Source organism: Plastoroseomonas hellenica (assembly GCF_018129085.1).
Taxonomy (GTDB): domain Bacteria; phylum Pseudomonadota; class Alphaproteobacteria; order Acetobacterales; family Acetobacteraceae; genus Plastoroseomonas; species Plastoroseomonas hellenica.
The window spans coordinates 1-24,344 of record NZ_JAAGBB010000032.1 but is presented as its reverse complement, the minus strand read 5'-3'; the positions used below and the strand labels follow the sequence as shown (position 1 = coordinate 24,344).

Sequence of the window (24,344 nt, the reverse complement as noted above, 5' to 3'; positions counted from 1 at the left end):
AAAAATGATCCGGGTCGAGGGGCCTGTAGGCTCCTCGTGGGGAGGGTCCGGGAGGGGCAAAGCCCCTCCCGGGGCGCCCTCAAACGGCGCGTGCCATCGTCGGACGGGGCACTCCTTGCCGTAGCCGGCGGCGGCGCAGCCAGAACAGCAGGCCGGTCACCCAGAGGGTCGGCAGGGCGAGGCCTGCCAGCAGGGCCAGCAGTCGGCCGCTCAGGCCGAACAGCGCGCCGCTGTGCAGCCAGATCAGGTCCTTTTCCATCCGCGCGCCGAGTGGGCCATGGCCTTCGCCGAGCCGGCCGAGGATGGCGCCGCTGCCGGGGTCGATCCAGACCAGGCTGCGGGCGCGCAGCCGCGGGTCGCCGTCGATGCCGTGCAGCCCGACCTGCCAGGTGTTGCGACGGGGCGAGGGTGGTGAGAGGTAGCCGGCGGCGGCGCCGGGGATCGCGGCCTCGGCCAGGGCCTGGGCTTCGGTCGCACCGATCCGGGGCGGCCAGGTGAAGCGCTCCGCCGGGCCTGGCGGGCGCTCGCGGGTTTCGGTGACGAGGTTCACCACCGGCCGCACCACGCCGGGCAGGGCCAGCCAGACGCCGGTCGCGGCGATCACCAGCAGCACCGCCGCGGTCCAGGCGCCGGCGAGGTTGTGCAGGTCGAGGTAGAGGATCTGGCGCGGCCGGCGGCGCAGCCGCAGCAGGGCCGTGGCGCCCTCTTGCCGTGGCCACCAGAGATAGAGGCCGCTGCCGATCGAGAAGAGTGCGAGCAGGCCGGCGATGCCGACCAGTTCCTTCCCCCACCAGGGCCGCAGCAGCAGCACCGAATGCAGATCGTAGATCATCTGGGTGAGGGAGGCTTCGTAGTCGCGGGCACCGAGCACCCGGCCGGTCACCGGGTCGACATGCACCATCCAGCGTTCCTGTCCGTGGGCGCCGCGCCGGGTCTGGTTCACGGTCAGCACCGGCCAGACCGGGTCCGGCAGGCGGATGATGGAGACGCGGCCGCTGCGGTCCTGCGCGAGCGCAGCGGCCAGCGCATCCGCCGCGCCGTGCCGCGCCGGGCCTTCGCCGGGCGTGAAGAGCGATGGATTGAGCCAGGCGTCGATCTCGCGATGGAAAACGGTGACACTGCCGGTCAGTCCGATCAGCGCCATGACGGTGCCGGCGACGAGCCCGATCCAGCGATGCGCGATGCGCCAGGCGCGCTTCGCCTGCGCGCGGGGCGGGCTGGGCGCCGCGCCCATCAGAAGCTCAGCCGCAGTGAGGCGAGCACGGTGCGCGGCCCACCGGGGTAGTTCTCGGTCCGGCTCACCGGCGTCTCGATATAGCGGGCATCGGTCAGGTTGCGGACCGAGAGGGCGATCCGGGCGTGCTCGGTCACCGGGTAGCTCGCGGTCAGGTCCACCCGCGCATAGCTGCCGACCCGGAAGCTGTTGGCGAGATCGCCGGCGCGCCCGGAGACCAGGAAGACACCGCCGCCGAGCATCAGCCCCTGCAGCCGCCCTTCCTGGAATTCATAGGTGCTCCAGAGATTGCCGCTCCAGAGCGGCACGCCGGGCAGGCGCCGGCCGGAGGGGACGCTGCTATCCTCGGTCACCACCGCATCCGTGTAGGCGGCGCCGGCGAAGACGCGCCAGCCCGGCAGGATTTCGCCGGTGACGTCGAGCTCGACGCCGCGGGAGCGCTGCTCGCCGGTCTGGATCGAGAAGCCGCTGTTCACGGGGTCGCTGACCAGCACGTTCTGGCGGCGGATGTCGAAGACGGCGAGCGTCGCCGAGAGGCGCTCCGGCACCAGGTCGACGCGCATACCGGCTTCGTATTGCTGGCCGGTCTCCGGGTCGAAGGCGGTGCCGGCGAAGGAAGCGCCGAGCTGCGGCACGAAGGAGCGGCTCCAGCCCGCGAAGAAGGCGATGGTGTCGGTGGCCCGGAACAGGGCGCCGAAGCGCGGCGAGAAGGCATCGCCGCTGGCGGCCGAGGCCGCGTTGTTGTTCACCGTGCGCTGGTGGAAATTGTCGTAGCGCAGGCCGCCCAGCAGGATGAGACGGCCGCCGATGTCGAGCTGGTACTGGGCGAAGCCCGAGGTCATGTCGAGCACGTCGTTGCGCACCGTGCGCAGCGCCATGCGGGTCGGCTGCGCGCCGTAGCGCGGATCGAGGATGTCGATGGAGGCGAGGTTGCCCTGGAACAGCGCCAGGCTGCGCTTGCCGTGCAGGTATTCGATGCCGGCGGTGATGGCGTGCTGGACGATGCCGGTGCGGAACCGCGCGGTGGCATCCGCCAGCAGGTCGACGCTCTGCGCATTGTCGTCCTGGTCGGTGGCGCGCCGGGTCAGGGTGCGGCCATCGGCGGCGAGGGCGACCGGGTCGGCGCTGAAGCGGTGCGCGGACATCCAGTCGAAATGCGTGACCTGGCGCAGCGTGAGCCAGTCGGTCGCGTCATGCTCGATCCGCCAGTTCACATCGGTGCTGATGGCGCGGTTCCGCGACCAGGCCTCGCCATAGTAGCGGTCGCGACCCAGGCTGACGCCGGTGCCCTGGGCGACCAGGCCGCGGTCGAAAGGCGTGGTCTGGTCGAGGTAGCTGGCGCCGATGGTGACGCGGGTGCGGTCATTCGGCTGCCACAGCACGCTCGGCGCCAGGAAGGTGCGCTCGCTCCGCCGCATGACGTCGCGGAAGCCGTCGTCGCGCATCACCGCGCCGGTCAGCCGCGCCGCGAGGCCGGTGCCCTCGCCGAGGCCGCCGGTGACGTCGAATTCGCCGCGCTGGTAGCCGTAGCTGCCGACATCGAGGTTCACCGAGCCGACCGGGGTGAATTGCGGGCGGCGGGTGACGATGTTGATCAGGCCGCCGGGATCGCCGATGCCGTAGAGGACGGAGGCGGGGCCGCGCAGCACCTCCACCCGTTCGACATTCGCGAGGTCGCGAAAGCCGTTCGGGAAGCCCATCGCCGGGTTCAGCATCACGCCGTCGATGGCGTAGCTCTGGGTGCGGAAGCCGCGCAGGAAATAGGTCTCGCCGCGATTGCCGGAGGAGCCGGCCGGGCGCACACCGCTGACATTGCGCACCACCTCGTCGAGGGAGACCGCGTGCTGGTCGTCGATCACGTCGCGCGGCACCACGGCGATGGATTGCGGGGTGTCGCGCAGCGCGGTGTCGGTACGGGTGGCGGTGGCGGAACGGGTGGCGTTGTAGCCCCGGACGGGCCCGTCGGCCCGTTCGCCCTCGACCTGGATGGGCGCGAGCTCGAGCGGCGCGTCGGGCGCCGGCTGGGCGAGGGCCGAGGCGGCCAGCAGGGTTGCCGGCAGGGCCAGGGCGATTCGGTGAGACAACGGGAGGATCCGGAAGAAATTGCGAATTATTCGCAATTAACAGCGCGGCCTAGATCAGGCAATGCCGGCTTTTGTGCATTGCAATATCGTCATGAGCGCGGCGATGGCGGGCGGCCCGGCTCGCGATAGGTGAAGCCGGAGCCGGCGAGCGCCGCCTCCGCCACCGCCTCCGCCAGCAGATGGTGGCGGGGCGACAGGGCGCAGGCGGGATCGGTCGCAGCGGCATCGCCGGTCAGCGCGAAGGCCTGGCAGCGGCAGCCGCCCCAATCCTGCTCGGCGCGCGGGCAACCGCGGCAGGGGCCGGTCATCCAGGCGGTGCCGCGGAAGCGGTTGAAGGCCTCGCTCCCTTCCCAGATGGCGCTGAGGCCGTGGTCGCGGACATTCGGGAAATCGAAACCGGGCAGGCTTTCCGCCGCGTGGCAAGGCAGCGCGCGGCCGGCCGGCGAGACCGCCATTACCGCGCGGCCCCAGCCGCCCATGCAGGCCTTCGGCCGCTCGGCGTGGTAGTCGGGCACCACGTAATCGATGACGAGCCGGCCTTTCAGCCCTGCACGGGCTGCATCCACGACCGCGGTCGCGGCGTCGAGCTGGGCGCGGGTCGGCAGCAGCGCGTCGCGATTGGCGAGCGCCCAGCCGTAATACTGCACATGCGCGACCTCCATCCGCTGTGCGCCGAGCGCGAGCGCGAGGTCGATCAGTGCCGGCAGCCGGTCGAGGTTCTGGCGATGGACCACGGCGTTGAGCGTCAGCGGCAGCCCTGCCGCGCGGATCGCCGCGGCAGCGGCGAGCTTCTTCGCGTGCCCACCGGCCTGACCGCCGATGCGGTCGGCCGAGGCCGCCTCCGCGTCCTGCACCGAGAGCTGGACGTGATCGAGCCCGGCCTCCGCCAGCGCCTCGACGCGGGCGGCATCGAGGGTGACGCCCGCGGTGATAAGGTTGGTGTAGAGCCCCGCCTCCGCCGCGCCGCGCACCAGCGCGGGCAGGTCGCGGCGCAAGGTCGGCTCACCGCCCGAGAGATGGAGCTGCAGCACGCCGAGATCAGCGGCTTCGCGGAAGACGCGCAGCCAGGTTTCGGTGTCGAGCTCCTGCGCCAGCCGCGCCAGCTCCACGGGGTTGGAGCAGTAAGGGCAGCGCAGCGGGCAGCGATGGGTCAGTTCCGCCAGCAGGCCGAGCGGCGGATCGATGCTCATGTGACGATCACGCCCTTGTCGGCGAGCTCCTCCAGCATGGTCAGCACATCGGCCGCGATCTCGGTCCGCGGCGCATCATACTGCGCGGCCAGCATGTCGATCACCGCGCCGGCGCCGCGGGCGCCGTCCAGCAGCGCCAGCACCGCGAGCGCGGTCTCGTCAGGCACGAAGAGCCGCTCCGGCGCCAGCACCACGGTGCGGCCGCGCGCCGCGTCCTCCCGCAGCCTTACGCCGCGGGCGAGGCGCGGGATGCTGGCTTCGGTGATCACGTCGGTTCCGGCACGAAGGCGCCGGGCGGCGGCAGGCGCGGCGCCACATAGGCGAAATGCAGCGCATCGAGCTGGGCCCAGAGCAGGTCGCATTTGAAGCGCAGCGCCGCCATCACCGCCTCCTGCTGCTCCCGCGTGCGCGCGTGTTCCTTCACATAGGACAGCGCGAAGGCGACATCGACCGGCGCCTGGGTCAGGCGTGGCGTGAAATAGGCCAGCGTCTCCGCGGTGACGAAAGGATAGCTGCGCAGCATGCCGGAGACCCGCTGGCTGATGATGCTCGGGCTGAACATCTCGGTCAGCGAGGACGCGACCGCCTCCAGCACGCTGCGGTCGCGCACGAAATGCACATAGGCGTCGACGGCGAAGCGGGTCGCCGGCAGCAGCCCGGCCAGGGAGACGACATAGTCGCGGTCGAGGCCGAGGCCCTCGGTCAGCGCCAGCCAGCGCTCGACGCCGCCGGGGGCGTCGCCGCTGCCGTCATGGTCGATCAGGCGCCGGCGCCATTCGCGGCGGAGCTCCGTGGTTGGCAGCCGTGCCAGCAGAGTAGCGTCTTTCCGCGGGATCGAGGCCTGGTAGTAGTAGCGGTTGAGCGCCCAGGCCTGGACCTGGCCGCGGTCGAGCTGCCCACCATGCAGCAGGCGGTGGAAGGGGTGCAGGTTGTGGTAGCGCTCCTCCCCGATGGCGCGCAGCCGGGCCTCGAGTGCGTCGGGCGAAAGCAGTGGCGCGTCGCTCCGGAGGAGCGCGGGTGTCTCGCTCACAGGCTGATCTCCATGCCGTCCTCCGCGACCTCCCAGCCGGCCTCCGCGACGATGCGGCGCTCGGGGCTGTCGGCCAGCAGGATCGGGTTCGTGTTGTTGATATGGACCAGGATGCGGCGCCGGACCGGGATGTCGCGGAAGACGGCGAGGGTGCCCACCGGCCCATCGAGGCTCATATGTCCCATGCGCGCGCCGGTCTTGGGGCCGGCGCCGGCGGCGATCATCTCGTCATCGGCGAAGAGCGTTCCGTCGAAGAGCAGCGTATCGGCGCCGCGGATCCGATCGGCCAGTGCGGGCGTCATCGCGGCACAGCCGGGTATGAAGAGCAGCCTGGCGCCACCGGCCGAGAGCGCGAGGCCGATGGTCTCTCCGTCATCGGCGCGGCCGGGGTCGGCACCGTCCGGGCCTTCGGCGAAGAGCGGCACCTTGCCGGGTACGGCGAAGGCCTCCGCCGTGATGCCGAGCGGCACGCCATCGGCGTCGGCAATCGCGAAGGGGGTTTCCGCCGGGATCGTCCGGCGCGGGACGAGGGCCGGGTTCAGCGCGTTGAAGATGCCGTTGGCCGCAAGCACTTCCAACACCGGTGGCGCGCCGTAGAGCGCGAAAGGGTGCCGCTCGCGGAGCGTCAGCAACCCAGCGATGGTGTCGACCTCGCCGCCGGTCAGCACCACGGCGGCGAGCGGGCTGTTGCGGATGACGCCGGGGCGGGGGTGCAGAGCGGGTGTCGCTGCGATCTGCTGGCGCAGGTCGGGCGAGGCATTCACCAGCGCCCAGCGTTCACCATCGGCCGAAACGGCGAGCGCGCACTGGCTGCGCGGCGGCGCGGCGGGATCGCCGGCGCGGGCACGCAAGCAACCGGGGCCGGCGGAGTTCCATTGCGGAAACCCGCCACCCGCGCCGGCGCCGAGGATGATCGCGCGCAGCACGCCATTCTCCGCCGTTCGATCAGTGAGGCCGCCGTGGCCGGCGGCCCGGCCGGATCACTTCGTGCCGGCGCAGGCGTAGCAGTTGATTTCCATGGCCACCGACACTTCGGTGACGCGGGGCTTCTTCCAGGACAGGGTCTTCATTTTCGGCTCCCTGATCGGGTCGCGGGGCGCGTCCCTCTCGACTTCATACATTCGATGGTGCTGAGGGCCGGATCAAGGGGCGCGTTGCCGGCGGCGCGCTTATCGTCCTCTCATCACGGCATGGTGCGCCCGGAATCCGGAATGATCCGGTCGGGTATAGTATGCTGCGTTAAGCTTTCAAATTCAATGGCTTGGATGATCAGGCCGAATCCGGCGATGGCCCCGCCGCGGAGGTTGACGGGCTTTTCATCGGCCCGTGCCGCAACGCCATAGTTGCGCCTCGGTTTCCGTCTCAGAATCCGTGCACGGAGTCCGGACCGCCTCTGCAGCGACGGCCCCGACGGAACAAGGATGGCGATGATGACCCGCAAGATGACCGCAGCCGCTCTGTCAGGCCTTGCCCTGCTTGGCATCGCCGGCTGCACCAACCCCTATGATCCCGGCCAGCGTGCCGTGGGCGGCGCCCTGATCGGGGCCGGCAGCGGGGCTGCGATCGGCGGCATCGCCGGCGGCGGCCGTGGGGCCGCGGTCGGTGCCCTGATCGGTGGTGTCGGCGGCGCCGCGGTCGGCGCTGCGACAACGCCTGCTCCGGCCTATGGCTATGCCCAGCCTGCGCCCGTCTACGCCCAGCCCGCACCCGGCTATTACCGGCCGGCACCTGGCTATTACCAGCCTGCGCCCGGCTACTATCAGCCGGCACCTGGCTACTACGGCTACTGAGGCGCGCCGGGCGACTGGCGCGCCGGAGTAACCGGCATCTACCAGACCGGCGGGCCGGGAGCAGCTTCCGCGCCCGTACGGTGCAATCGCTTCAGCCCTTGGCTTGGCGGCTATCCGCACCGGTGAGGTGATTCCACGACCGGGATCTGCTCTAAGGGCGCCTCGTCCGCCATCGGAGGGTTTGGCCATGGGCTATCGGGTCGCGGTCGTCGGCGCCACCGGCGCGGTGGGGCGGGAGATCATCAAGACATTGGCGGAGCGCGAATTCCCGGTGCGGGAGATCATCGCGCTGGCCTCCGGGCGCTCGGTCGGGCAGCAGATCTCCTTTGGCGAGGATACCGTGCTGACGGTCAAGGCGCTCGACGCCTTCGACTTCAAGGGCACCGATATCGCGCTGTTCTCGCCGGGGGCCGCGGTCTCGGCCGTGCATGCGCCGCGTGCGGCGGCGGCGGGCTGCGTGGTCATCGACAACACCAGCCAGTTCCGCATGGAGCCCGGCGTGCCCCTGGTGGTGCCGGAGGTGAATCCGCAGGCTCTGCGGGCCTTCGCCCGTCGCAACATCATCTCCAACCCGAATTGCAGCACCATCCAGATGGTGCTCGCGCTGAAGCCGCTGCACGACATCGCGCGGGTGAAGCGGGTGGTGGTCTCGACCTACCAGTCGGTCTCCGGCGCGGGCAAGGAGGCGATGGACGAGCTCTGGTCGCAGACCCGCGCCATGTTCGTGAACGAGATGCCGCCGCCCGAGCAGTTCCCGAAGCAGATCGCCTTCAACTGCATCCCGCAGATCGACGTCTTCATGGATGACGGGGCCACGAAGGAGGAGTGGAAGATGGCGGTCGAGACCCGGAAGATCCTCGACCCCGACATCCAGGTGATCGCGACCTGCGTGCGCGTGCCGGTCTTCATCGGCCATGCCGAGGCGGTGCATGTGGAATTCGAGGGGCCGATCACCGAGGCGGAGGCGCGCGCCGCCTGGCGGGCGATGCCGGGGGTGACGCTGCTCGATACGCGGGAGGATGGCGGTTACACGACGCCGGCGGAATCGGCGGGGGAGGATTCCGTCTATGTCTCGCGGCTGCGGCGCGATCGGACGGTGCCGCATGGCCTCGCCTTCTGGTGCGTCGCCGACAATCTGCGCAAGGGCGCGGCGCTGAACGCGGTGCAGATCGCCGAGGCGCTGGACCGCGAGGGGCTTTTGAAGCGGCCGGCCTGACGACGCTTAGGGTGGCGGGCCGCGGTCGGGATAGTCGCGTCCTGCCCGCGCCCGATAAGCGGGCAGTGACCATGCCCGCAGGATTGCCGCCGCGCGGATCAGCAGCGCCAGCAGCATGCCGGCGCTGATCGCGATGGTCCGGTCGAGGCCCACCGACTCCAGCCCGACATAGAGCCCGGCGCCGATCGCCGCCGCCGTCGCGTAGATCTCGCGCCGCAGGATCAGCGGCAGCTCGTCGCAGATCACGTCGCGGATGATGCCGCCGAAGGTCGCGGTGATGATGCCCATCAGCACCGCGATGCCGGGGCTCGCCCCCTCCCGCAGCGCCGCCTCGGCGCCGAGCACGGCGAAGATCGCCAGGCCGATCGCGTCCGCCCAGAGCAGCCAGAGGAAGCGCCGCTCCGCGAGATGTGCCGCGAAGAAGACCAGCACCGCGACGCCGGCGGTCAGCGCCAGCAGGCCCGGTTCCTGCAGCCAGAAGACCGGCGCGCCGAGCAGCAGGTCGCGCGTGGTGCCGCCGCCGAAGGCGGTGACGGCCGCGATCAGGATGAAGCCCACGGGATCGAGCTGCTTGCGCGATGCGGTCAGCGCGCCGGCCGCGGCAAAGACCGCGCAGCCCAGGAAGGACAGCGCCGCCAGCGCATCGTCGAAAGGCGACACGCTATTCCGCCGGCTGCGTCCCGAGCTGTCGGGCCCGCGCCTTTTCCTGTGCACTGCCGGCGCAGAGCAGCGACAGGCCGAGGATGCCGGCGACCACCGGCAGCACCAGCGCCGGATAGCCGGCATCGATCAGCAGTCCGAGCGGCACCGGCATCACCGCGCTGCCGAGCGGCAGCCCGGCGGAGACGAAGCCGAAGACCTTGCCGATCTCCCCGGGTGGGCAGGCATCCTTCAGCATGACGTCGCGCGGCGTGCGGGAGGTGCCGAGTGCCAGGCCACCCGCCAGCGCCACCACCGGCAGCAGCACCTGCGGCAGCGGCACGAAGCCGAGCACCAGCAGCATCGCCATCGCCACCAAGGTCAGGCCGATCACGATGCCCATCAGGTTGCGCTTGGTGGTGTCGGCGATCCAGCCGCCGACAAGGGTGCCGCTGGTCGCGCCGATCATGTAGCCGGTCAGCACCATCGCCCCGAATTCGACCGGCGTGCCCCAGAGATAGCCCATCACGGTGATGAGCCAAGCCTGGATGCCGGAGCCCGCCATGGCGGAGAGCAGGAAGAAGGCGAAGAACAGCAGGATGTTGCGGGAGAGCAGCAGCTCCCGCCCGCCGGGCCCGCCCGCCGCCTTGCGCGGCTTGGCCTGTTCCTGCAGCACCCGGCTCTGCCATAAGATGCCGGCGACCACGGGCAGGCCGAGCAGGCCGACGATCATCAGGCTCTGCCGCCACCCGGTCACCGCGGTCAGCAGGCCGATGATGATCGGCGCCATCATGAAGCCGAGGTTGCCGGTGAAGGTGTGGATGGCGAAGGCGCGGCCCATGAAGGATTTGCGCACGCTGCCGGTCAGGATCGCGTAGTCGGCCGGATGGATGACGCTATTGCCGACGCCCGAGAGGATCGCCAGCAGCAGGATCATCCAGAAGCTGGGCGCGAAGGCCATGGCCGCGACCGAGAGCGCCATCAGCAGGGTGCCGCCGACCAGGAAGCGCCGGGCACCGCGCTTGTCCACGGCAAAGCCGACCGGGGTCTGCAGCAGCGCGGTGGTGCCGCTCATCAGCGCGATCGAAAGGCCGAGCGTCGCGTAGCTGACGTCGAATTCCGCGCGCCAGGCCGGGAACAGCGGCGCCAGGCAGAGCATGTAGAAATGGGAGAGGAAATGCCCGGTGCCGATCAGCCCGAGCACCCTGGCGTCGCGCCGGGCCGCTCCAGGCTCCTCCGGCGGGCTCTCGGTCGTCGTCGCGGAGGTCATGAGCATCCTTCTCCTCTTCGCGAGGCTGATCCCGAGACACTTCCCCGTCAATGCAGTGTCCGTTATCATGGCGTCATGAAACGAAGCCGATCCATCCGGCTGGTGCTGCTCGGCGGTGGTGTCATGCTCGGCCTCGCCGGCTGCGGCGAGAGTGCGCGGGACCGCGAATGCCGCCTGGCGCGGGAGCAGAACCGGCCCGATGCCGCCCAGCTCTGCGCCCGGTCGCAGGCGAGCTCGCGCGTCGGCTCTTTCGGCTCCTGGTACTATGGCCGCAGCGGCGGGTACGGCCAGACCTATGCCGGCGACAACCGGTCGGCCTTCGCCGGACGGTCCGGGACCAGCACGGTGGCGCGCGGCGGCTTCGGCTCGACCGGCGCGCGTGCCTCGAGCGGCGGCTGAGCGGCGTGCAGAGGATCGCCCATGATCCCCGGCCCGACCGGCTGGAGCGAGCCCGCCGCATGGGCTTCGCCTTCGCCGACATCGCCGGCGAACCCTATTGGGACGAGGCCGCGCATTACCGCTTCACCGCTGCCGAGATAGAGGAGATCGAGACCGCGACCACCGCGATCGAGGCGATGACCCGGCAGGCGGTGGACTACGCAGTGCGGCAGGGATTGAACGGCCCGCTCGGCATCCCCGACGGCGCCTGGGCGATCCTGCGCAAGTCCTGGGAAGCGCAGGAGCCGAGCCTCTATGGCCGGCTGGACCTGCGCTATGACGGCGCCGGCCCGCCCAAGCTCCTGGAATACAACGCCGACACCCCGACCGCCCTGTTCGAGGCCGGGGTGATCCAGTGGGAATGGCTCGAAAGCGGCGATGGACCCGCCCAGGGCATGGACCAGTTCAACTCCATCCATGAGGCACTGATCCAGGCCTGGAGCAATCTCGGCCTGCCCGGCCGGGTGCATTTCGCCTGCGCCCGCGACTCGGAGGAGGATCGCGGCACGGTCGACTACCTGCGCGACACCGCGATCCAGGCCGGCATCGAAGCGCCTTTCCTCCATATGGATGAGATCGGCTGGGACGGGCGCCGCTTCCTCGACCTGCAGGGCGCCGAGATCGCCGCGATCTTCAAGCTCTACCCCTGGGACTGGCTGCTGGCTGAGAGCTTCGGCGCCAATATCCCGCGTGCCGCGACCCGCTGGATCGAGCCTGCCTGGCGGCTGATCCCGGCCTCCAAGGCTTTCCTTTCGCTGCTCTGGCACCTGTTTCCGGAGCATCCGAACCTGCTGCCCGCGCATCTGGAACCCGGGAAGACCGGCGGCCCCGAGATCGCCAAGCCGCTCTGGGGCAGGGAAGGGGCGAACATCACGGCGCCAGGGATCGTCACCGACGGGCCCTATGCCGGGCAGCCCATGCTCTATCAGGCCTATGCGGAACTGCCGGTCTTCGGCGGACGCTACCCGGTGGTCGGTTCCTGGATCATCGCCGGCGAAGCGCGGGGGATCGGCATGCGCGAGGACGCGACGCCGATCACCCGCGACACCAGCCGCTTCGTGCCGCATCTTTTCGCCGGGGAGTGACGTCCATGACCAGCCTCGCCACCCTGCCGGGCTTCCTGTCGCATTTCGTGGCCGGGCTCGTGCTGATCTGCATCGCTGTCTTCATCTACATGCGCATCACGCCGCATGCGGAGATCGCGCTGATCCGGCGCGGCAATGCGGCGGCCGCCCTCGGCCTCGGCGGCGCGATCGTCGGCTTTGCGATCCCGGTCGCCGCCTCGGTCGCCAATTCCGCGAACCTCCTGGACGCCGCGGTCTGGAGCGCGGTGGCGCTGGTCGCGCAGCTCATCGCCTTCTTCGTCGCGACCCGCATCGTCGGCGCCGGCTGGCGCACCGCGATCGAGGAACGGGCGGAGATGGCGCCGGCGGTGATGAAGGCATCCATCGCCCTGGCCGTCGGCCTGGTCAACGCAGCCTGCCTCTCGACGTGACATCGGTTCCTCCTCGGACTCCCGCTGCCGTGCTTTGACCCGGCAGGCGCCGTGACCCATACACGGCGATCTGTTTTAAAGGTGGAACAATGCGCGCATCGACGATCACCGCCGGCTTCGGCCTCGCGGTTCTGGCCCTCGCCTCCGGCATGACGCTTGCCCAGGGCACCAAGGGCGAAGGCGCTGCCCCGCAGACGCCGCCGCAGCGGACGGCCCCGCCGCCGCAGGCCCGCCCCCAGCCCCAGGCGCGGAATCAACCCGACTGGGCGGCGCCCCCGACCTACACCACGCTGGACCTCCAGGCCGGGTTCGAACCCGATCCGCGGACCATCCAGGTCCAGGCCGGCGGTAATTTCGATGCCGCCGCCCTGGGCGGCGCCTGCATCGGCATGGTCAATGGCCGCGCGCCGGACGTCGACATCAACTACCGCGCCGGCAGCTTCCCGCTGAACATCTATGCTCGGTCCAATGCCGATACCGTGCTGGTGATCAACGACCCGCAGGGGCGCTGGCATTGCAACGACGACACCCACGGGCTGAACCCCGCGATCTCCTTCCCCCGGCCGCAGAGCGGCAACTACAACATCTGGGTGGGCATCATCGGGTCCGGCCCGGCACCGGCCACGCTCAGCATCACCGAACTCGACATGCCGACGCGCTGATGGGGGCGGATCGGCGTCGTTTCGGGCCTGGGCCAGCCCCGGCCCGAATTGACGCTTCCGTGCATCGCACCATAGAACACGGCAACGAAGCCGCCCGTCGCCGCATCGCGGCGCCTCGTGGGGCGGCGGCGAGCGGAGTCTGAAGACGATGTCGAACATGCAGGACGGGCGGGAGGCTGGGATGATCGGCAGCCGCACCGACGGAGCCCCCGTGCGACGGCCGCTGTCGCCGCACCTGCAAGCCTACGACATGCTGCAGATCACCAGCGCGATGTCGATCTCCCACCGCATCACCGGCGTCGCCTGGGCAATCGGCCTGCTCTTCCTGGTCTGGTGGCTGGCGGCGCTGGCCGCCGGCCCCGGCCCCTTCGGCGCGGTGCAGTGGTTCCTGGGCTCGGTGCTCGGCTGGGTGGTGCTGATGGGGCTGTCAGCGGTGGCCTGGTACCACACGCTGAACGGCATCCGGCACCTGGCCTGGGACGCGGGCTACGGCTTCAGCATCCCGGCGACCTATCGCAGCGGCCATATGGTCCTGATCGGCACTGCGGTGCTGACCGGCATCACCTGGCTGATCCTCTTCGTAGCCTGGATCTGAGGGGCGGAACGATGGCGAACCCGATCGCGGAGCGTGCCGCGCTCCGTTCCCCCCTCGGCCGCGTCCGCGGCCTCGGCTCGGCCAAGTCCGGCACGCAGGCTTGGTGGATGCAGCGCGTCACCTCGATCGCGCTGCTGCCGCTGACCATCTGGCTGGTCTTCTCGCTGGCCTGCATGGCCGGCGCCAGCTTCGGGGAGGCGCAGGCCTGGGTGGCGCGGCCGCTGAACGCGGTGCTGCTGCTGGCCTTCCTGGCGGCTTCCTTCCACCACAGCGCCGCCGGCATCCGCGAAGTGATCGAGGATTACGTGAAGCCGGAATTCGCCCGCATGGGTTCGGTCCTGGTCGTGAAGGGCGTCTGCGCCCTGCTCTGGCTGGTGTCGTCGCTGGCGGTGCTGCGGATCGCGATCTGACGCGGGGCGCGTCACGGGCCTGTCGGGCCGCGCGGCGCACCCCAGATGAATGCACGACGGGCATGACGGCAGGCGGCCCCCCCGGCCACCCCACCCCGGCCCGAAGAGGAAGACGGAAGCGGCGATGAACGCGATCAGCAAACCGAGCCAAGGCGCCTATCGCATCGTGGACCACACCTATGACGTGGTCGTGGTGGGGGCCGGCGGCGCCGGGCTCCGCGCCACCTTCGGCATGGGCGCGGCCGGGCTCAAGACCGCCTGCATCACCAAGGTCTTCCCGACCCGCAGCCACACGGTCGCGGCCCAGGGCGGCGTCGGCGCGGCGCTCGGCAACATGGGCGAGGATGACTGGCGCTGGCACATGTACGACACCGTGAAGGGGTCGGACTGGCTCGGCGACCAGGACGCCATCGAATACATGTGCCGCGAAGCGGTGCCGGCGATCTACGAGCTCGAGCATTTCGGCGTGCCGTTCAGCCGCACCGAGGATGGCCGCATCTACCAGCGCCCCTTCGGCGGCCACATGCAGAACTACGGCAAGACGCCCGCGATGCGCGCCTGCGCCGCCGCCGATCGCACCGGCCACGCCATCCTGCACACGCTCTATCAGCAGTCGCTGAAGCACAATTGCGAATTCTTCGTCGAATACTTCGCCCTCGACCTCATCATGGACGAGGAGGGCGCCTGCCGCGGCGTCATGGCCTGGAACCTGGAAGATGGCACCATCCACCGCTTCCGCGCCCAGACCGTGGTGATGGCGACCGGCGGCTATGGCCGCGCCTATTTCTCCTGCACCTCGGCGCATACCTGTACGGGCGATGGCGGCGGCATGATCCTCCGCGCCGGCCTGCCGCTGCAGGACAACGAATTCGTGCAGTTCCACCCGACCGGCATCTACGGCTCCGGCTGCCTCGTGACCGAAGGTGCCCGCGGCGAGGGCGGCTACCTGACGAATTCCGAGGGCGAGCGCTTCATGGAGCGCTACGCGCCGACCGCGAAGGATCTCGCCTCGCGCGACGTCGTCTCCCGCGCCATGTCGATGGAGATCCGCGAAGGCCGCGGCGTCGGTCCGGACAAGGACCACATCCACCTGCACCTCGAGCATCTCGGCGCCGAACTGCTGCATGAGCGGCTGCCCGGCATCTCCGAGACGGCAAAGATCTTCGCCGGCGTGGACGTGACGAAAGAGCCGATCCCGATGCTGCCGACCGTCCACTACAACATGGGCGGCATCCCCACGAACATCCACACCGAGGTGCTGAACCCCGGCAATGGCGACCAGGACCGCGTGGTGCGCGGCCTGATGGCAGTGGGCGAGGCGGCTTCGGTCTCGGTCCACGGCGCCAACCGCCTCGGCACCAATTCCCTGCTCGACCTCGTGGTCTTCGGCCGCGCCGCGGCGCTGCGTGCTGCCGAGACCATCAAGCCGGGCGCGACCCAGGCGCCGCTGCCGGCCGGCGCCGGCGAACGCTCCCTCGAGCGGCTCGACCGCGTGCGGCACGCTAAAGGCAGCACCTCGGTCGCCGACCTCAGGCTCACCATGCAGCGCACCATGCAGGCGCATGCCGCGGTCTTCCGCACCTCCGAGCTGCTGAAGGAGGGCGTCGAGAAGATGGCCAAGGTCGCCGAGGGCTACAGCGACATCCGGGTCAAGGACCGCAGCCTGATCTGGAACAGCGACCTGATGGAGGCGATGGAGCTCGACAACCTGATCGGCAATGCGCTGACCACGGTCGTCGGCGCGGAGGCGCGCAAGGAAAGCCGCGGCGCCCATGCCCAGGAGGATTATCCGGACCGGGACGACGTGAACTGGATGAAGCACACGCTCGCCTGGGTGGATGACAAGTACCAGGTGAAGCTCGACTACCGTGACGTGAAGATGCGGACCCTCACGAACGAGGTCCAGGTCTTCCCGCCGAAGCCGCGCGTGTACTGAGAAAAGGCGGGACCATCCCCAATGGCGACCTTCACGCTTCCCAAGAATTCCACCGTCACCGCCGGCGAGACCTACAAGGCCGAGCCCGGGGCGAAGAACGTCCGCTCCTTCAAGATCTATCGCTGGGATCCCGACAGCGGCGAGAACCCCCGCTACGACACCTATGAGATCGACCTCGACAAGTGCGGCCCGATGGTCCTGGACGCGCTGATCAAGATCAAGAACGAGATCGACACCAGCCTGACCTTCCGCCGCTCCTGCCGCGAGGGCATCTGCGGCTCCTGCTCGATGAACATCGACGGGCTGAACACGCTCGCCTGCCTGAAGCCGATCGAGGAAGTCAGCGGCGAGGTGCGCATCAACCCGCTGCCGCACATGCCTGTCGTGAAGGACCTGGTGCCGGACCTGTCGCAGATCTACGCCCAGCTCCGTTCGATCGAGCCCTGGCTGAAGTCGGACACCGCGCCGCCGCCGGATGGCGAGCGCCGGCAGTCGAAGGATGAGCGCGCGAAGCTGGATGGCCTCTGGGAATGCATCCTCTGCTTCTGCTGCTCGACCGCCTGCCCTTCCTACTGGTGGAACGGCGACCGCTATCTCGGTCCCGCGGTGCTGCTGCAGGCCTATCGCTGGATCGCCGACAGCCGCGACGAATATACCGGTGAGCGCCTGGATGCGCTGGAGGATCCGTTCCGCCTCTATCGCTGCCACACGATCATGAACTGCTCGCGCACCTGCCCGAAGGGGCTGAACCCCGCCGAGGCGATCGGCAAGATCAAGCAGATGATGGTCGAGCGGCAGGGCTGAGCCTGCCGAGGCTTCGGAGGGCCGGTACGCTCCGACCCGCGGCCACAGGTCGCCACCGGTTCCTGCGGAGCGAGCGCAGCGATGCTCCGGGGCCGCGAATGCGGCCCCGCGCGCGACCGACCGCTGTCGTCGGCGCGCCCTGACAGCACGCAAGCCAAGCCGGCGGATGCCGGCGCCGGCGCCTGAGGGCAATGATAACCAACCCTTCCGGAAGATTGTGGATGCGGTAATCTCCGCGCCGTCCAGGCGGGCTCATGCCGGTCCCGCCATCTCGGGAGGAAGCAAGAATGAAGCGCGCAACACTGGCGCTCGGCCTCGCGGCAACGCTTGCCGCAAGCCCCGTCCTGGCGCAGCAGACGCCGCCCGTCCCCGGCTGGCAGCAGGGGCGCCCCGATTCCATGGCGGCCTCGCCGCTCGCCCCGCATGCACCGCGCCTGACGGTGACGCCGCCCGATCAGGTGCCGGTCGCCGCACTCCGCGTGCCGCAGGGCTTCCAGATCGAGCTCTGGGCTCATGGCATGCCGGGCGCACGCGCCATGACGGAAGGCGAGGACGGCACCGTCTTCGTGGGCACCCGCGCCATCGGCCGCGTCTATGCGGTGACCGAAGCCGGTGGCCAGCGCAGCACCCGCACCATCGCGGAGCGCCTGACCGAGCCGAACGGCCTCGCGGTGCGCGACGGCAACCTCTATGTCATCGCGATCAACCGCGTGCTGCGCTATGACGGCATCGGCCGCCGCATGGGCGATGTGCCGCAGCCGACCGACCTCACCAGCGCCTTCAACCTGCCGACCGATGCGCATCACGGCTGGAAATTCGCGGCCTTCGGGCCGGATGGGCGCCTCTATCTGAATATCGGCGTGCCCTGCAACATCTGCGAATTCAACCGCGACACGCATGCGCTGATCGTCAGCTTCAATCCGGACGGCAGCGACCGCCGCATCGAAGCGCGAGGCATCCGCAACTCGGTCGGCTTCGACTTCCATCCGACGACGCGCGAGCTCTGGGTCACCAATAACGGCCGCGACTGGGCCGGCAACGATATCCCGGAAGACAGCCTGCACCGCATCCGCCGCTCCGGCGAGGATCACGGCTTCCCCTTCTGCGTCGGCAGTTGGAACGACCCGGCGGCCGGGCGCCGCAACTGCAGCGAGTTCACCGCGCCCGCGGCGCTGCTCGGCCCGCACACCGCGAGCCTCGGCATCCGTTTCTACACCGGCACCCAGTTCCCCGCGGCCTATCGCGGCGCTGCCTTCATCGCCCAGCGCGGGTCCTGGAATCGCGAGCAGCTCTCCGGCTACCAGGTAGTGGTCGCGCGGCTCGACGCGCAGGGCAACGTGACGGGGGTGGAGCCCTTCCTGACCGGCTTCCGCGACGAGGCGAACAACCGCTTCCTCGGCCGTCCGGTCTATGTGCTGCCGCGCGCCGACGGGTCGCTGCTCGTCGCCGACGAGCAGAACGGCGCGATCTACCGCATCACCCACCGGCAGTGAGCGTGCACCTGCGGTGAGCATGAAGCCCGCGATCCTGGCGGCGGCCCTCCTGGCCGCCGCCTTCATTGTGCCTGCCGGCGCCCAGGCGCCGCCCGAGGCCGAGCAATGCGCCACCTGCCATGGCGCGGAGGGCCGTTCGGAGACGCCGAACGTGCCCTCGCTGGCCGGCATGCCGGCCGAGTTCATCACCCTGCAGATGATCCTGTTCCGCGAAGGCCTGCGCGACGCGCCGCCGATGCCGCAATTCGCCCAGGGGCTGAGCGACGCGCAGATCGAGCAGATAGCTGCTTTCTACGCTTCCCTGCCGCCCGGCCCCGCACCGGATCGCGGGCCGCGCGACGTGGCGCTTGCCGAGCGTGGCGCCGCGCTGTCGGCGCGCATGCATTGCGGCGTCTGCCACCTGCCGGATTTCCGCGGCCGCGCTCAGATGCCGCGCCTTGCCGGCCAGCGCGAGGATTTCCTGGCCCAGACGCTGAAGGAGTACCGCGACAACCGGCGTGTCGGCACCGACACGCAGATGAACGCGGTGATGTACGGCGTCTCCGACGCGGACATCGCGGCGCTGGCCCATTTCCTCGCGCAGCGCGACTGAGCGCGGGATCAGACCCGGCTCGGCACCGCAGCGGGCGCGCGCACTTGGCCCGCCAGGGCCAGCAGGCCCTCCAGCCCCTCCGGGTCGGCGAGCACCGCCGCTTTTTCGGGGCGTGTCAGCGTGCCCAGGGCATCGGCGAGGCTCGTCGCCTCCGTCACCTTGACCTTGCCGATCAGCAGCGCGGTGTCGATCGGATCGATGCGCGGTCGCCGGGGTGGGGGCAGCATCCGCCGATGCGCCTCCAGCAGCTCCGGTTGCCGGGCCAGCCGTTGGACGGCCTCGCCATCGGGCTCCGGCTCGGCGGCCAGTTGCGCGCGGATCTCGTTGGCGCGCCGCAGCACCGGGGGCGGCATCGTCTCCTCGGGGATGCGCAGCAGACCCAGCCGCCGCAACGCGCCGGACGGCCGCGCCGTGAGCGCCGCCAGCGGCACCGACAGCGCCAGACCGATCGTCACCGGCAGCATCCAGAGCGCCAGGAAGGGTGACACGAGGTAGGAGGCGATGCCGAAGAGCACACCGAACAGGGTGTGCCGCCAATAGAGCCTGGCGACCTCACGGAGCCGCAGGCGGCCGTCGTCGCGCTGCTGCGGCAGCCAGCCGGAATCGCGCCCGAGCAGGATCGAGACCACGTCGACGCTCTGGGTCAGCATGGTCACCGGCGCCAGCAGGCCGGCGATCACCGTCTCCAGCAGCATGCTCACCAGCGACCGCAGGCCGCCACCGATGCCGCGGCGTTCCTCGCGGCGGAGCAGCATGGCGAGCCAGGCGAGCAGCTTCGGCACCAGCAGCAGCGCCATGGTGCCGATGAACAGCCACATGGCGCGCACGGGATCGATAATCGGCCAGTCGGGAAACAGCGTGCGCTGGCCGGAGAAATAGGCAGGGCGGATGAAGCGCGCCTCGAGCGCACCGAGCACGCCGGCGATCAGGAACAGCAGCCAGAGCGGCGCCGTGATGTAGGAGCCGATGCCGGTCAGGAGATGCAGGCGGCTGATCGGATGCAGCCCGCGCGCCGGCAGCACGGCCGCGTGCTGCAGGTTGCCCTGGCACCAGCGCCGGTCGCGCACCGCGAGGTCGGTCAGCGAAGGCGGGCTCTCCTCATAGCTGCCGCGCAGGAAGGGCACCATGTGCACTGCCCAGCCGGCGCGCCGCAGCAGCGCCGCCTCCACGAAGTCGTGGCTCATGATGTGGCCGCCGAAGGGCTTGCGCCCGGGCAGCGCCGGTAGGCCCGCATGCGCCGCGAAGGCCCGGGTGCGGATGATGGCGTTGTGGCCCCAGTAATTCCCCTCCGCCCCATGCCAGCAGGCGATGCCCGCGGCGATCATCGGGCCATACACGCGGCCGGCGAATTGCTGCATGCGCGCGAAGACGGAGTTGCCGTTGACGATGATAGGCAGGGTCTGGATCAGCCCCACATCCGGATGCCGTTCCATCGCGCCGGCCAGGCGGACCAGCGCCTCGCCTTCCATCACGCTGTCGGCGTCGAGGATCAGCATCTGCGGGTAGGCGGCGCCGAAGCGGGTCACCCATTCGGCGATGTTGCCGGCCTTCCGCTCGATGTTCTTCGGGCGCCGGCGGTAGAAGATGCGCTCATGGTCGCCGGTCCGCTCCCGAAGCGCGACGAAGGCTGCCTCCTCGGTCACCCAGGCATCGGGATCGGTGGTGTCGCTCAAGATGAAGATGTCGAAGTGCTCGGCGGCGCCGGTCGCGGCGAGGGATTCATGGACCGCCTGCAACCCCGCCATGACACGATCGGGCGGCTCGTTGTAGATCGGCATGAGCAGCGCGGTGCGTGTGGAGAGCGTCGGCAGCGGCGTGTCCGGGGCGATGCCCAGCCGGCCGCCGCGCCTGTCCAGCATGCTGAAGAAGCCGCAGAGGGCGCTGAGGAAGGACAGCGCCACCCAGGCGAAGAGCACGACGAAGAGCGCCAGGATGACGATCTGCAGCGCCGTCGGGCGCGCGATGTCGAGGACGAGGCTCATCTCCCGTCCCGCGAACGCCGTCAGCAGGACGGCGCCGCCGATCACCAGCAGGCGCCGCCACCCGAGGCCGCGCGGCGCGGAGGGACGCGCGTCCAGGCCGGGCTGCGGCAGCGTCCGCAGCGACTGCACCGGCATCTCAAGCGGCGCGGGCTCCGGCAGTGCGCGCCAGCCCGGCGCATGGGGCGACGTCACGCCGAGGCCGTCCATCGGTAAAGCCAGGTCTCGGTCAACGGCTGACCGCCGACCTTCAGCAGGACACGGAGCTCGACCAGCCGCGCATTGCCGGGCGCCAGCTCGAAATGGACGCGCCAGCCGCCGGTCACCGCATTGCGCAGCACGATCGGGTGGCGGATCTCGCCCTGACTGGCGGTGACCTCCAGCGTCGGCAAGGCGTCGGGGGCGAGCTGCGGCGGCTTGCCGCCTTCGGCATCGAGGACGAAGAGGCGGCCGCTGCGGCCGGCGGCGCCGACGCGCGCGGCGGTGAACTTCGCAAGGTCGGGATTGCCGGGTGCGGCGGGAAGCCAGTGCAGGCGGTAGACGAAGTTGTATTCCTCGCCGACCCGCATCGGCTGTGCCGGCCGCCAGAAGGCGGCGATGTTGTCGTGGATCTCCCCGTCGGTCGGGATCTCGATCAGATGGATCGCGCCCTCGCCCCAGTCGCCGATCGGCTCCACCCAGAGGCTCGGACGCTTCTCGTAGCCGGCTTCCAGGTCGTCATAATCGGTGAAGCCGCGCCGGCGCTGCATCAGGCCGAAGCCGCGCGGATTGACCTCGGCGAAGATGCTGGCCTGCAGGTCGCGCGGATTGTGCAGCGGCCGCCACATCTGCTCGCCGCGCGATGACGCGACCATCAGCCCGTCGGAATCATGGACGGCGGTGCGGTAGTCGTCGACCCCGACCCGGTCGTTCGGCGCGAAGTAATACATGCTGGTCAATGGCGCGATCCCGGCGGCGGTGAGCTCCGCGCGCGGGAAGATCGTCGCCTGCACGTCAAAGACCGTGTCATCGCCCGGGCGGATCGTGAAGCGGAAGGATGCCGTGGCGCTCGGGCTGTCCAGCAGCGCGTGGACGCCGATGGAATCGGCGCCCGGCCGCGGGCGTTCCAGCCAGAAGCTGCGGAAGAAGGGGAATTCCTCGCCGCCGGGATCGGCGGTCTTGATCGCCAGGCCGCGCGCCGAGAGCCCATAGAGCAGCCCCTTGCCGACCGCCCGGAAATAGGAGGCGCCGAGGAAGGCGCAGAGCTCGTCGGAGACGTCCGGGCGGTTCAGCGGGAAATGGATGCGGAAGCCGGCATGGCCGAAATCGGCGCCCGGCGGCTCGCGCCCGCCCAGGGTGAAGGTCGCGGGATCATAGGGAATGGGGCGGGCCTGCCCATCCACCACCTCATGCAGCTCGACACGCTGGGCATAGAGGAAGCCGCGATGGAAGAGTTGGACCTGGAAGCGGAGGTTGGGCTCGCGCCAGAGCGCCCGCTGCGGATCGAAGCGCAGCGTCCGGTAGTCGTCATAGCTGAGATCGGTGAAGGCGCGTGGGAGCGTCGCATCCGGCGCCCGGTAGGGGCGGCGCGCCAGGTCGCGGGCCAGGCCCTTCACGGTTCCGTCGTTGAACGCGGCGGGGGCGCCGCCGGCCGGCTGGGCCGATACGGGATTGATACGGGATCCGCCCAGCAGCAATGCGGAGCCGGTGAGGGCGGTGAGGGTCTCTCGACGGAACAAGGGCTTCTCCAGTCGGGGTACGCGGCATGCGGACGGCGCCGCCGGGCCGCACCGGGCACGCTCGCGCGCCCGCATGTCCGCCTGGCGGCGCGATAACGGCGGAGCTGCGGCAAGGTTCCCTGGCCGGCATCACCGCCGGCCCCGGCATAGCCGGTCAGCCCTGGGCGGGGAATTCAGGGTGCCGCGAGGGACCGCCCCCTGGCGCGCGACTTCGGTTACCGCTATCCGCGCGAGCATGGATGCCGCACCGCACATGCCGCCGGCCGAGGCCACCAGTGCCGGACCCCTGCCCGCCTATCGCGCCCGCATCGCGGCCGGCGCGCTGAATGCCGATCCGGCCCAGGCACGGGCGGCGGAGCGGCTGCAGGAGCTGTGGCGCCGCACCCGAGGCTATGACCCGAAGCCCGGGGCGCCGCAGCAGGAGGAGGGAGGGCTGCTCTCCCGCTTCTTCCGCCGCAAGCCGGTGGAGGAGGCAGCGGACGCGCCGGGCGGCATCTACCTGGTCGGCGAGGTGGGGCGCGGCAAGTCCATGCTGATGGACCTGTTCTTCGCGACCGCCGATGTGCCGCGCAAGCAGCGCCTGCATTTCCACCAGTTCATGCAGAACTGCCATCGCCGCATCCACGCCTGGAAGAAGCAGCATGGCGACACTGCCGATCCGATCGCGCCGCTGGCCGACAGCATCGCGGCGGAGGCGGCGCTGCTCTGCTTCGATGAATTCCAGGTCCACGACATCGTCGATGCGATGATCCTCGGCCGGTTGTTCGAAGCGCTGTTCCAACGCGGGACGGTGGTGGTCGCGACCTCGAACACCGCGCCCGACGACCTGTTCAAGGGCAAGCCGGGGCGCGATGCCTTCCTGCCCTTCATCGCGCTGATCAAGCAGCATGTGGAGGTGTTCTTCCTCGATGCGCAGCGTGACTACCGACGGGAGCGGATCCGCGGCCTGCCGACTTGGCACGCGCCGGCCGATGGGCGGGCGGAGCGGGCACTCGATGCCGCCTTCCGGGAGCTGACCGGTGCCGCCCATGGCGAGCCGACGCGGCTTTCCGTGCTCGGCCGCTGGCTTGAGGTGCCGCAGGCGGCCCGCGGCGTGGCGCGATTCGATTTCGATGAACTCTGCGGCAAGCCGCTGGGCCCCGCCGACTACCTGGCGATCGCGACCCATTTCCACACCCTGGTGATCGATGGCGTGCCGCGGCTGGGGCCGGAGAATTTCGACCGCGCCCGGCGCTTCATCACGCTGATCGACGCGCTCTACGAACATCGCTGCAAGATCGTGGTATCAGCCGAGGCCGCGCCGGACACGCTCTATGAGCGGGGCGAGAATGCCGCGATGTTCGAACGCACCGCCTCGCGCCTGAATGAGATGCAGAGCCAGGACTACTTGGCCATGGCACATTTGACCTAGGACATTACTGGGGATTCGGATCCACCCGGTTCCTTAATGATCCGGAAACCCCTGTAACATTCTGCGGGGTTGCTTGCTCTCACGGAATATGTCACCCGGTTTCTCAACACGGGAGACAAAGACGGTATGCGATTCCTCGCCCTCGCTATGCTTGCCCTGTCCCTTGGTGTCGCGGCCCTGCCCGCCGATGCCGCCGCCGCAAGTGAGCGAGGTCGGACCCGCGTCGCCGCCCAGGCGCCCCAGCAGGGGCCGGCGCATCGCAGCCGCGCCGCCGTATCCAGCACCACCCGCGCCGCGACCGCCCGGCACGCCCGTCCGACGACCGGCCGTGCGACCGAAGCCCGCCAGGCGGCGCGCG

The 24,344-nt window shown here is 70.1% G+C and carries 25 protein-coding genes; 14 read left to right on the top strand and 11 right to left on the bottom strand.

What is annotated here, in order from left to right; translation table 11 throughout:
- Nucleotides 1–79: 79 nt before the first annotated feature.
- The 7 genes from GXW71_RS23015 to pqqA all read right to left on the bottom strand — a co-directional run bounded on the left by GXW71_RS23015 (nucleotide 80) and on the right by pqqA (nucleotide 6,608).
- Nucleotides 80–1,234, bottom strand: coding sequence for a PepSY-associated TM helix domain-containing protein (locus tag GXW71_RS23015; RefSeq protein ID WP_211855033.1), 1,155 nt, complete (start codon nucleotides 1,232–1,234; stop codon nucleotides 80–82).
- Nucleotides 1,234–3,318 carry a TonB-dependent siderophore receptor gene (locus GXW71_RS23010; protein WP_211855032.1) on the bottom strand — a complete coding sequence of 695 codons (2,085 nt, stop codon included), beginning with the start codon at nucleotides 3,316–3,318 and terminating at the stop codon, nucleotides 1,234–1,236. The genes GXW71_RS23015 and GXW71_RS23010 overlap by 1 nt, the downstream gene beginning before the upstream one ends.
- Before the next feature lie 89 nt (nucleotides 3,319–3,407).
- Nucleotides 3,408–4,508, bottom strand: a complete 1,101-nt coding sequence (gene pqqE, locus GXW71_RS23005) for a pyrroloquinoline quinone biosynthesis protein PqqE (protein WP_211855031.1) — start codon at nucleotides 4,506–4,508, stop codon at nucleotides 3,408–3,410.
- Nucleotides 4,505–4,777 (bottom strand): pyrroloquinoline quinone biosynthesis peptide chaperone PqqD, encoded by a 273-nt coding sequence (pqqD, locus tag GXW71_RS35250; RefSeq protein WP_367617349.1) that lies wholly within the window; start codon nucleotides 4,775–4,777, stop codon nucleotides 4,505–4,507. The genes pqqE and pqqD overlap by 4 nt, the downstream gene beginning before the upstream one ends.
- A complete protein-coding gene (gene pqqC / locus GXW71_RS22995; RefSeq protein WP_211855029.1) occupies nucleotides 4,774–5,538 on the bottom strand; it encodes a pyrroloquinoline-quinone synthase PqqC in 765 nt (254 codons plus the stop codon). Before pqqC ends, pqqD begins: the two co-directional genes overlap by 4 nt.
- Nucleotides 5,535–6,464 carry a pyrroloquinoline quinone biosynthesis protein PqqB gene (pqqB, locus tag GXW71_RS22990; RefSeq protein ID WP_211855028.1) on the bottom strand — a complete coding sequence of 310 codons (930 nt, stop codon included), beginning with the start codon at nucleotides 6,462–6,464 and terminating at the stop codon, nucleotides 5,535–5,537. Before pqqB ends, pqqC begins: the two co-directional genes overlap by 4 nt.
- Nucleotides 6,465–6,518: 54 nt before the next feature.
- A complete protein-coding gene (gene pqqA, locus GXW71_RS22985; RefSeq protein ID WP_211855027.1) occupies nucleotides 6,519–6,608 on the bottom strand; it encodes a pyrroloquinoline quinone precursor peptide PqqA in 90 nt (29 codons plus the stop codon).
- A 360-nt stretch (nucleotides 6,609–6,968) separates the two neighbouring features.
- On the opposite strand from pqqA, the gene GXW71_RS34935 reads away from it, so the two are divergent.
- The gene (locus GXW71_RS34935) at nucleotides 6,969–7,328 is read left to right on the top strand and encodes a YMGG-like glycine zipper-containing protein (protein ID WP_246526806.1); all 360 of its coding nucleotides are present in this window, start codon (nucleotides 6,969–6,971) and stop codon (nucleotides 7,326–7,328) included.
- A gap of 187 nt (nucleotides 7,329–7,515) precedes the next feature.
- Complete coding sequence (locus GXW71_RS22975; RefSeq protein ID WP_211855026.1) at nucleotides 7,516–8,544, top strand: aspartate-semialdehyde dehydrogenase; 1,029 nt, start codon at nucleotides 7,516–7,518, stop codon at nucleotides 8,542–8,544.
- 6 nt (nucleotides 8,545–8,550) lie between these two features.
- Here GXW71_RS22975 and GXW71_RS22970 read toward each other — a convergent pair whose 3' ends face one another.
- Nucleotides 8,551–9,204, bottom strand: a complete 654-nt coding sequence (locus GXW71_RS22970) for a trimeric intracellular cation channel family protein (protein WP_211855025.1) — start codon at nucleotides 9,202–9,204, stop codon at nucleotides 8,551–8,553.
- A gap of 1 nt (nucleotide 9,205) precedes the next feature.
- A complete protein-coding gene (locus GXW71_RS22965) occupies nucleotides 9,206–10,453 on the bottom strand; it encodes an MFS transporter (protein ID WP_211855024.1) in 1,248 nt (415 codons plus the stop codon).
- Nucleotides 10,454–10,528: 75 nt separating this feature from the next.
- Here GXW71_RS22965 and GXW71_RS22960 point away from each other — a divergent pair, with 75 nt between their 5' ends.
- From GXW71_RS22960 to GXW71_RS22915, 10 genes are all read left to right on the top strand, one after another.
- The gene (locus GXW71_RS22960; protein ID WP_211855023.1) at nucleotides 10,529–10,852 is read left to right on the top strand and encodes a hypothetical protein; all 324 of its coding nucleotides are present in this window, start codon (nucleotides 10,529–10,531) and stop codon (nucleotides 10,850–10,852) included.
- Nucleotides 10,853–10,857: 5 nt separating this feature from the next.
- Nucleotides 10,858–11,976 (top strand): glutathionylspermidine synthase family protein, encoded by a 1,119-nt coding sequence (locus GXW71_RS22955; protein WP_211855022.1) that lies wholly within the window; start codon nucleotides 10,858–10,860, stop codon nucleotides 11,974–11,976.
- Nucleotides 11,977–11,981: 5 nt separating this feature from the next.
- Nucleotides 11,982–12,386, top strand: coding sequence for a DUF350 domain-containing protein (locus tag GXW71_RS22950; RefSeq protein ID WP_211855021.1), 405 nt, complete (start codon nucleotides 11,982–11,984; stop codon nucleotides 12,384–12,386).
- Nucleotides 12,387–12,475: 89 nt separating this feature from the next.
- Nucleotides 12,476–13,048 (top strand): hypothetical protein, encoded by a 573-nt coding sequence (locus GXW71_RS22945; protein ID WP_211855020.1) that lies wholly within the window; start codon nucleotides 12,476–12,478, stop codon nucleotides 13,046–13,048.
- Nucleotides 13,049–13,196: 148 nt separating this feature from the next.
- Entirely contained in the window at nucleotides 13,197–13,643 is a 447-nt protein-coding gene (sdhC, locus tag GXW71_RS22940) for a succinate dehydrogenase, cytochrome b556 subunit (protein WP_211855019.1), read from the top strand.
- 11 nt (nucleotides 13,644–13,654) lie between these two features.
- The gene (gene sdhD, locus GXW71_RS22935; protein ID WP_211855018.1) at nucleotides 13,655–14,053 is read left to right on the top strand and encodes a succinate dehydrogenase, hydrophobic membrane anchor protein; all 399 of its coding nucleotides are present in this window, start codon (nucleotides 13,655–13,657) and stop codon (nucleotides 14,051–14,053) included.
- Between the two features lie 124 nt (nucleotides 14,054–14,177).
- A complete protein-coding gene (gene sdhA / locus GXW71_RS22930; RefSeq protein WP_211855017.1) occupies nucleotides 14,178–15,989 on the top strand; it encodes a succinate dehydrogenase flavoprotein subunit in 1,812 nt (603 codons plus the stop codon).
- Between the two features lie 21 nt (nucleotides 15,990–16,010).
- A complete protein-coding gene (locus tag GXW71_RS22925; RefSeq protein WP_211855016.1) occupies nucleotides 16,011–16,793 on the top strand; it encodes a succinate dehydrogenase iron-sulfur subunit in 783 nt (260 codons plus the stop codon).
- A 287-nt stretch (nucleotides 16,794–17,080) separates the two neighbouring features.
- Nucleotides 17,081–18,286, top strand: coding sequence for a PQQ-dependent sugar dehydrogenase (locus GXW71_RS22920; protein ID WP_211855015.1), 1,206 nt, complete (start codon nucleotides 17,081–17,083; stop codon nucleotides 18,284–18,286).
- A 19-nt stretch (nucleotides 18,287–18,305) separates the two neighbouring features.
- Nucleotides 18,306–18,878, top strand: a complete 573-nt coding sequence (locus GXW71_RS22915; protein WP_211855014.1) for a c-type cytochrome — start codon at nucleotides 18,306–18,308, stop codon at nucleotides 18,876–18,878.
- Between the two features lie 8 nt (nucleotides 18,879–18,886).
- Here GXW71_RS22915 and mdoH read toward each other — a convergent pair whose 3' ends face one another.
- Both mdoH and GXW71_RS22905 read right to left on the bottom strand, forming a co-directional pair.
- Nucleotides 18,887–21,067, bottom strand: a complete 2,181-nt coding sequence (gene mdoH / locus GXW71_RS22910; protein ID WP_211855013.1) for a glucans biosynthesis glucosyltransferase MdoH — start codon at nucleotides 21,065–21,067, stop codon at nucleotides 18,887–18,889.
- Entirely contained in the window at nucleotides 21,049–22,575 is a 1,527-nt protein-coding gene (locus tag GXW71_RS22905; protein WP_246526805.1) for a glucan biosynthesis protein, read from the bottom strand. Before GXW71_RS22905 ends, mdoH begins: the two co-directional genes overlap by 19 nt.
- A gap of 253 nt (nucleotides 22,576–22,828) precedes the next feature.
- On the opposite strand from GXW71_RS22905, the gene zapE reads away from it, so the two are divergent.
- On the top strand, nucleotides 22,829–23,986 hold the full coding sequence (zapE, locus tag GXW71_RS22900) for a cell division protein ZapE (protein ID WP_211855012.1): 1,158 nt from the start codon (nucleotides 22,829–22,831) through the stop codon (nucleotides 23,984–23,986).
- Between the two features lie 126 nt (nucleotides 23,987–24,112).
- Nucleotides 24,113–24,344 (top strand): hypothetical protein (locus tag GXW71_RS22895; protein WP_211855011.1); only part of this gene is annotated, 232 nt, incomplete at its 3' end.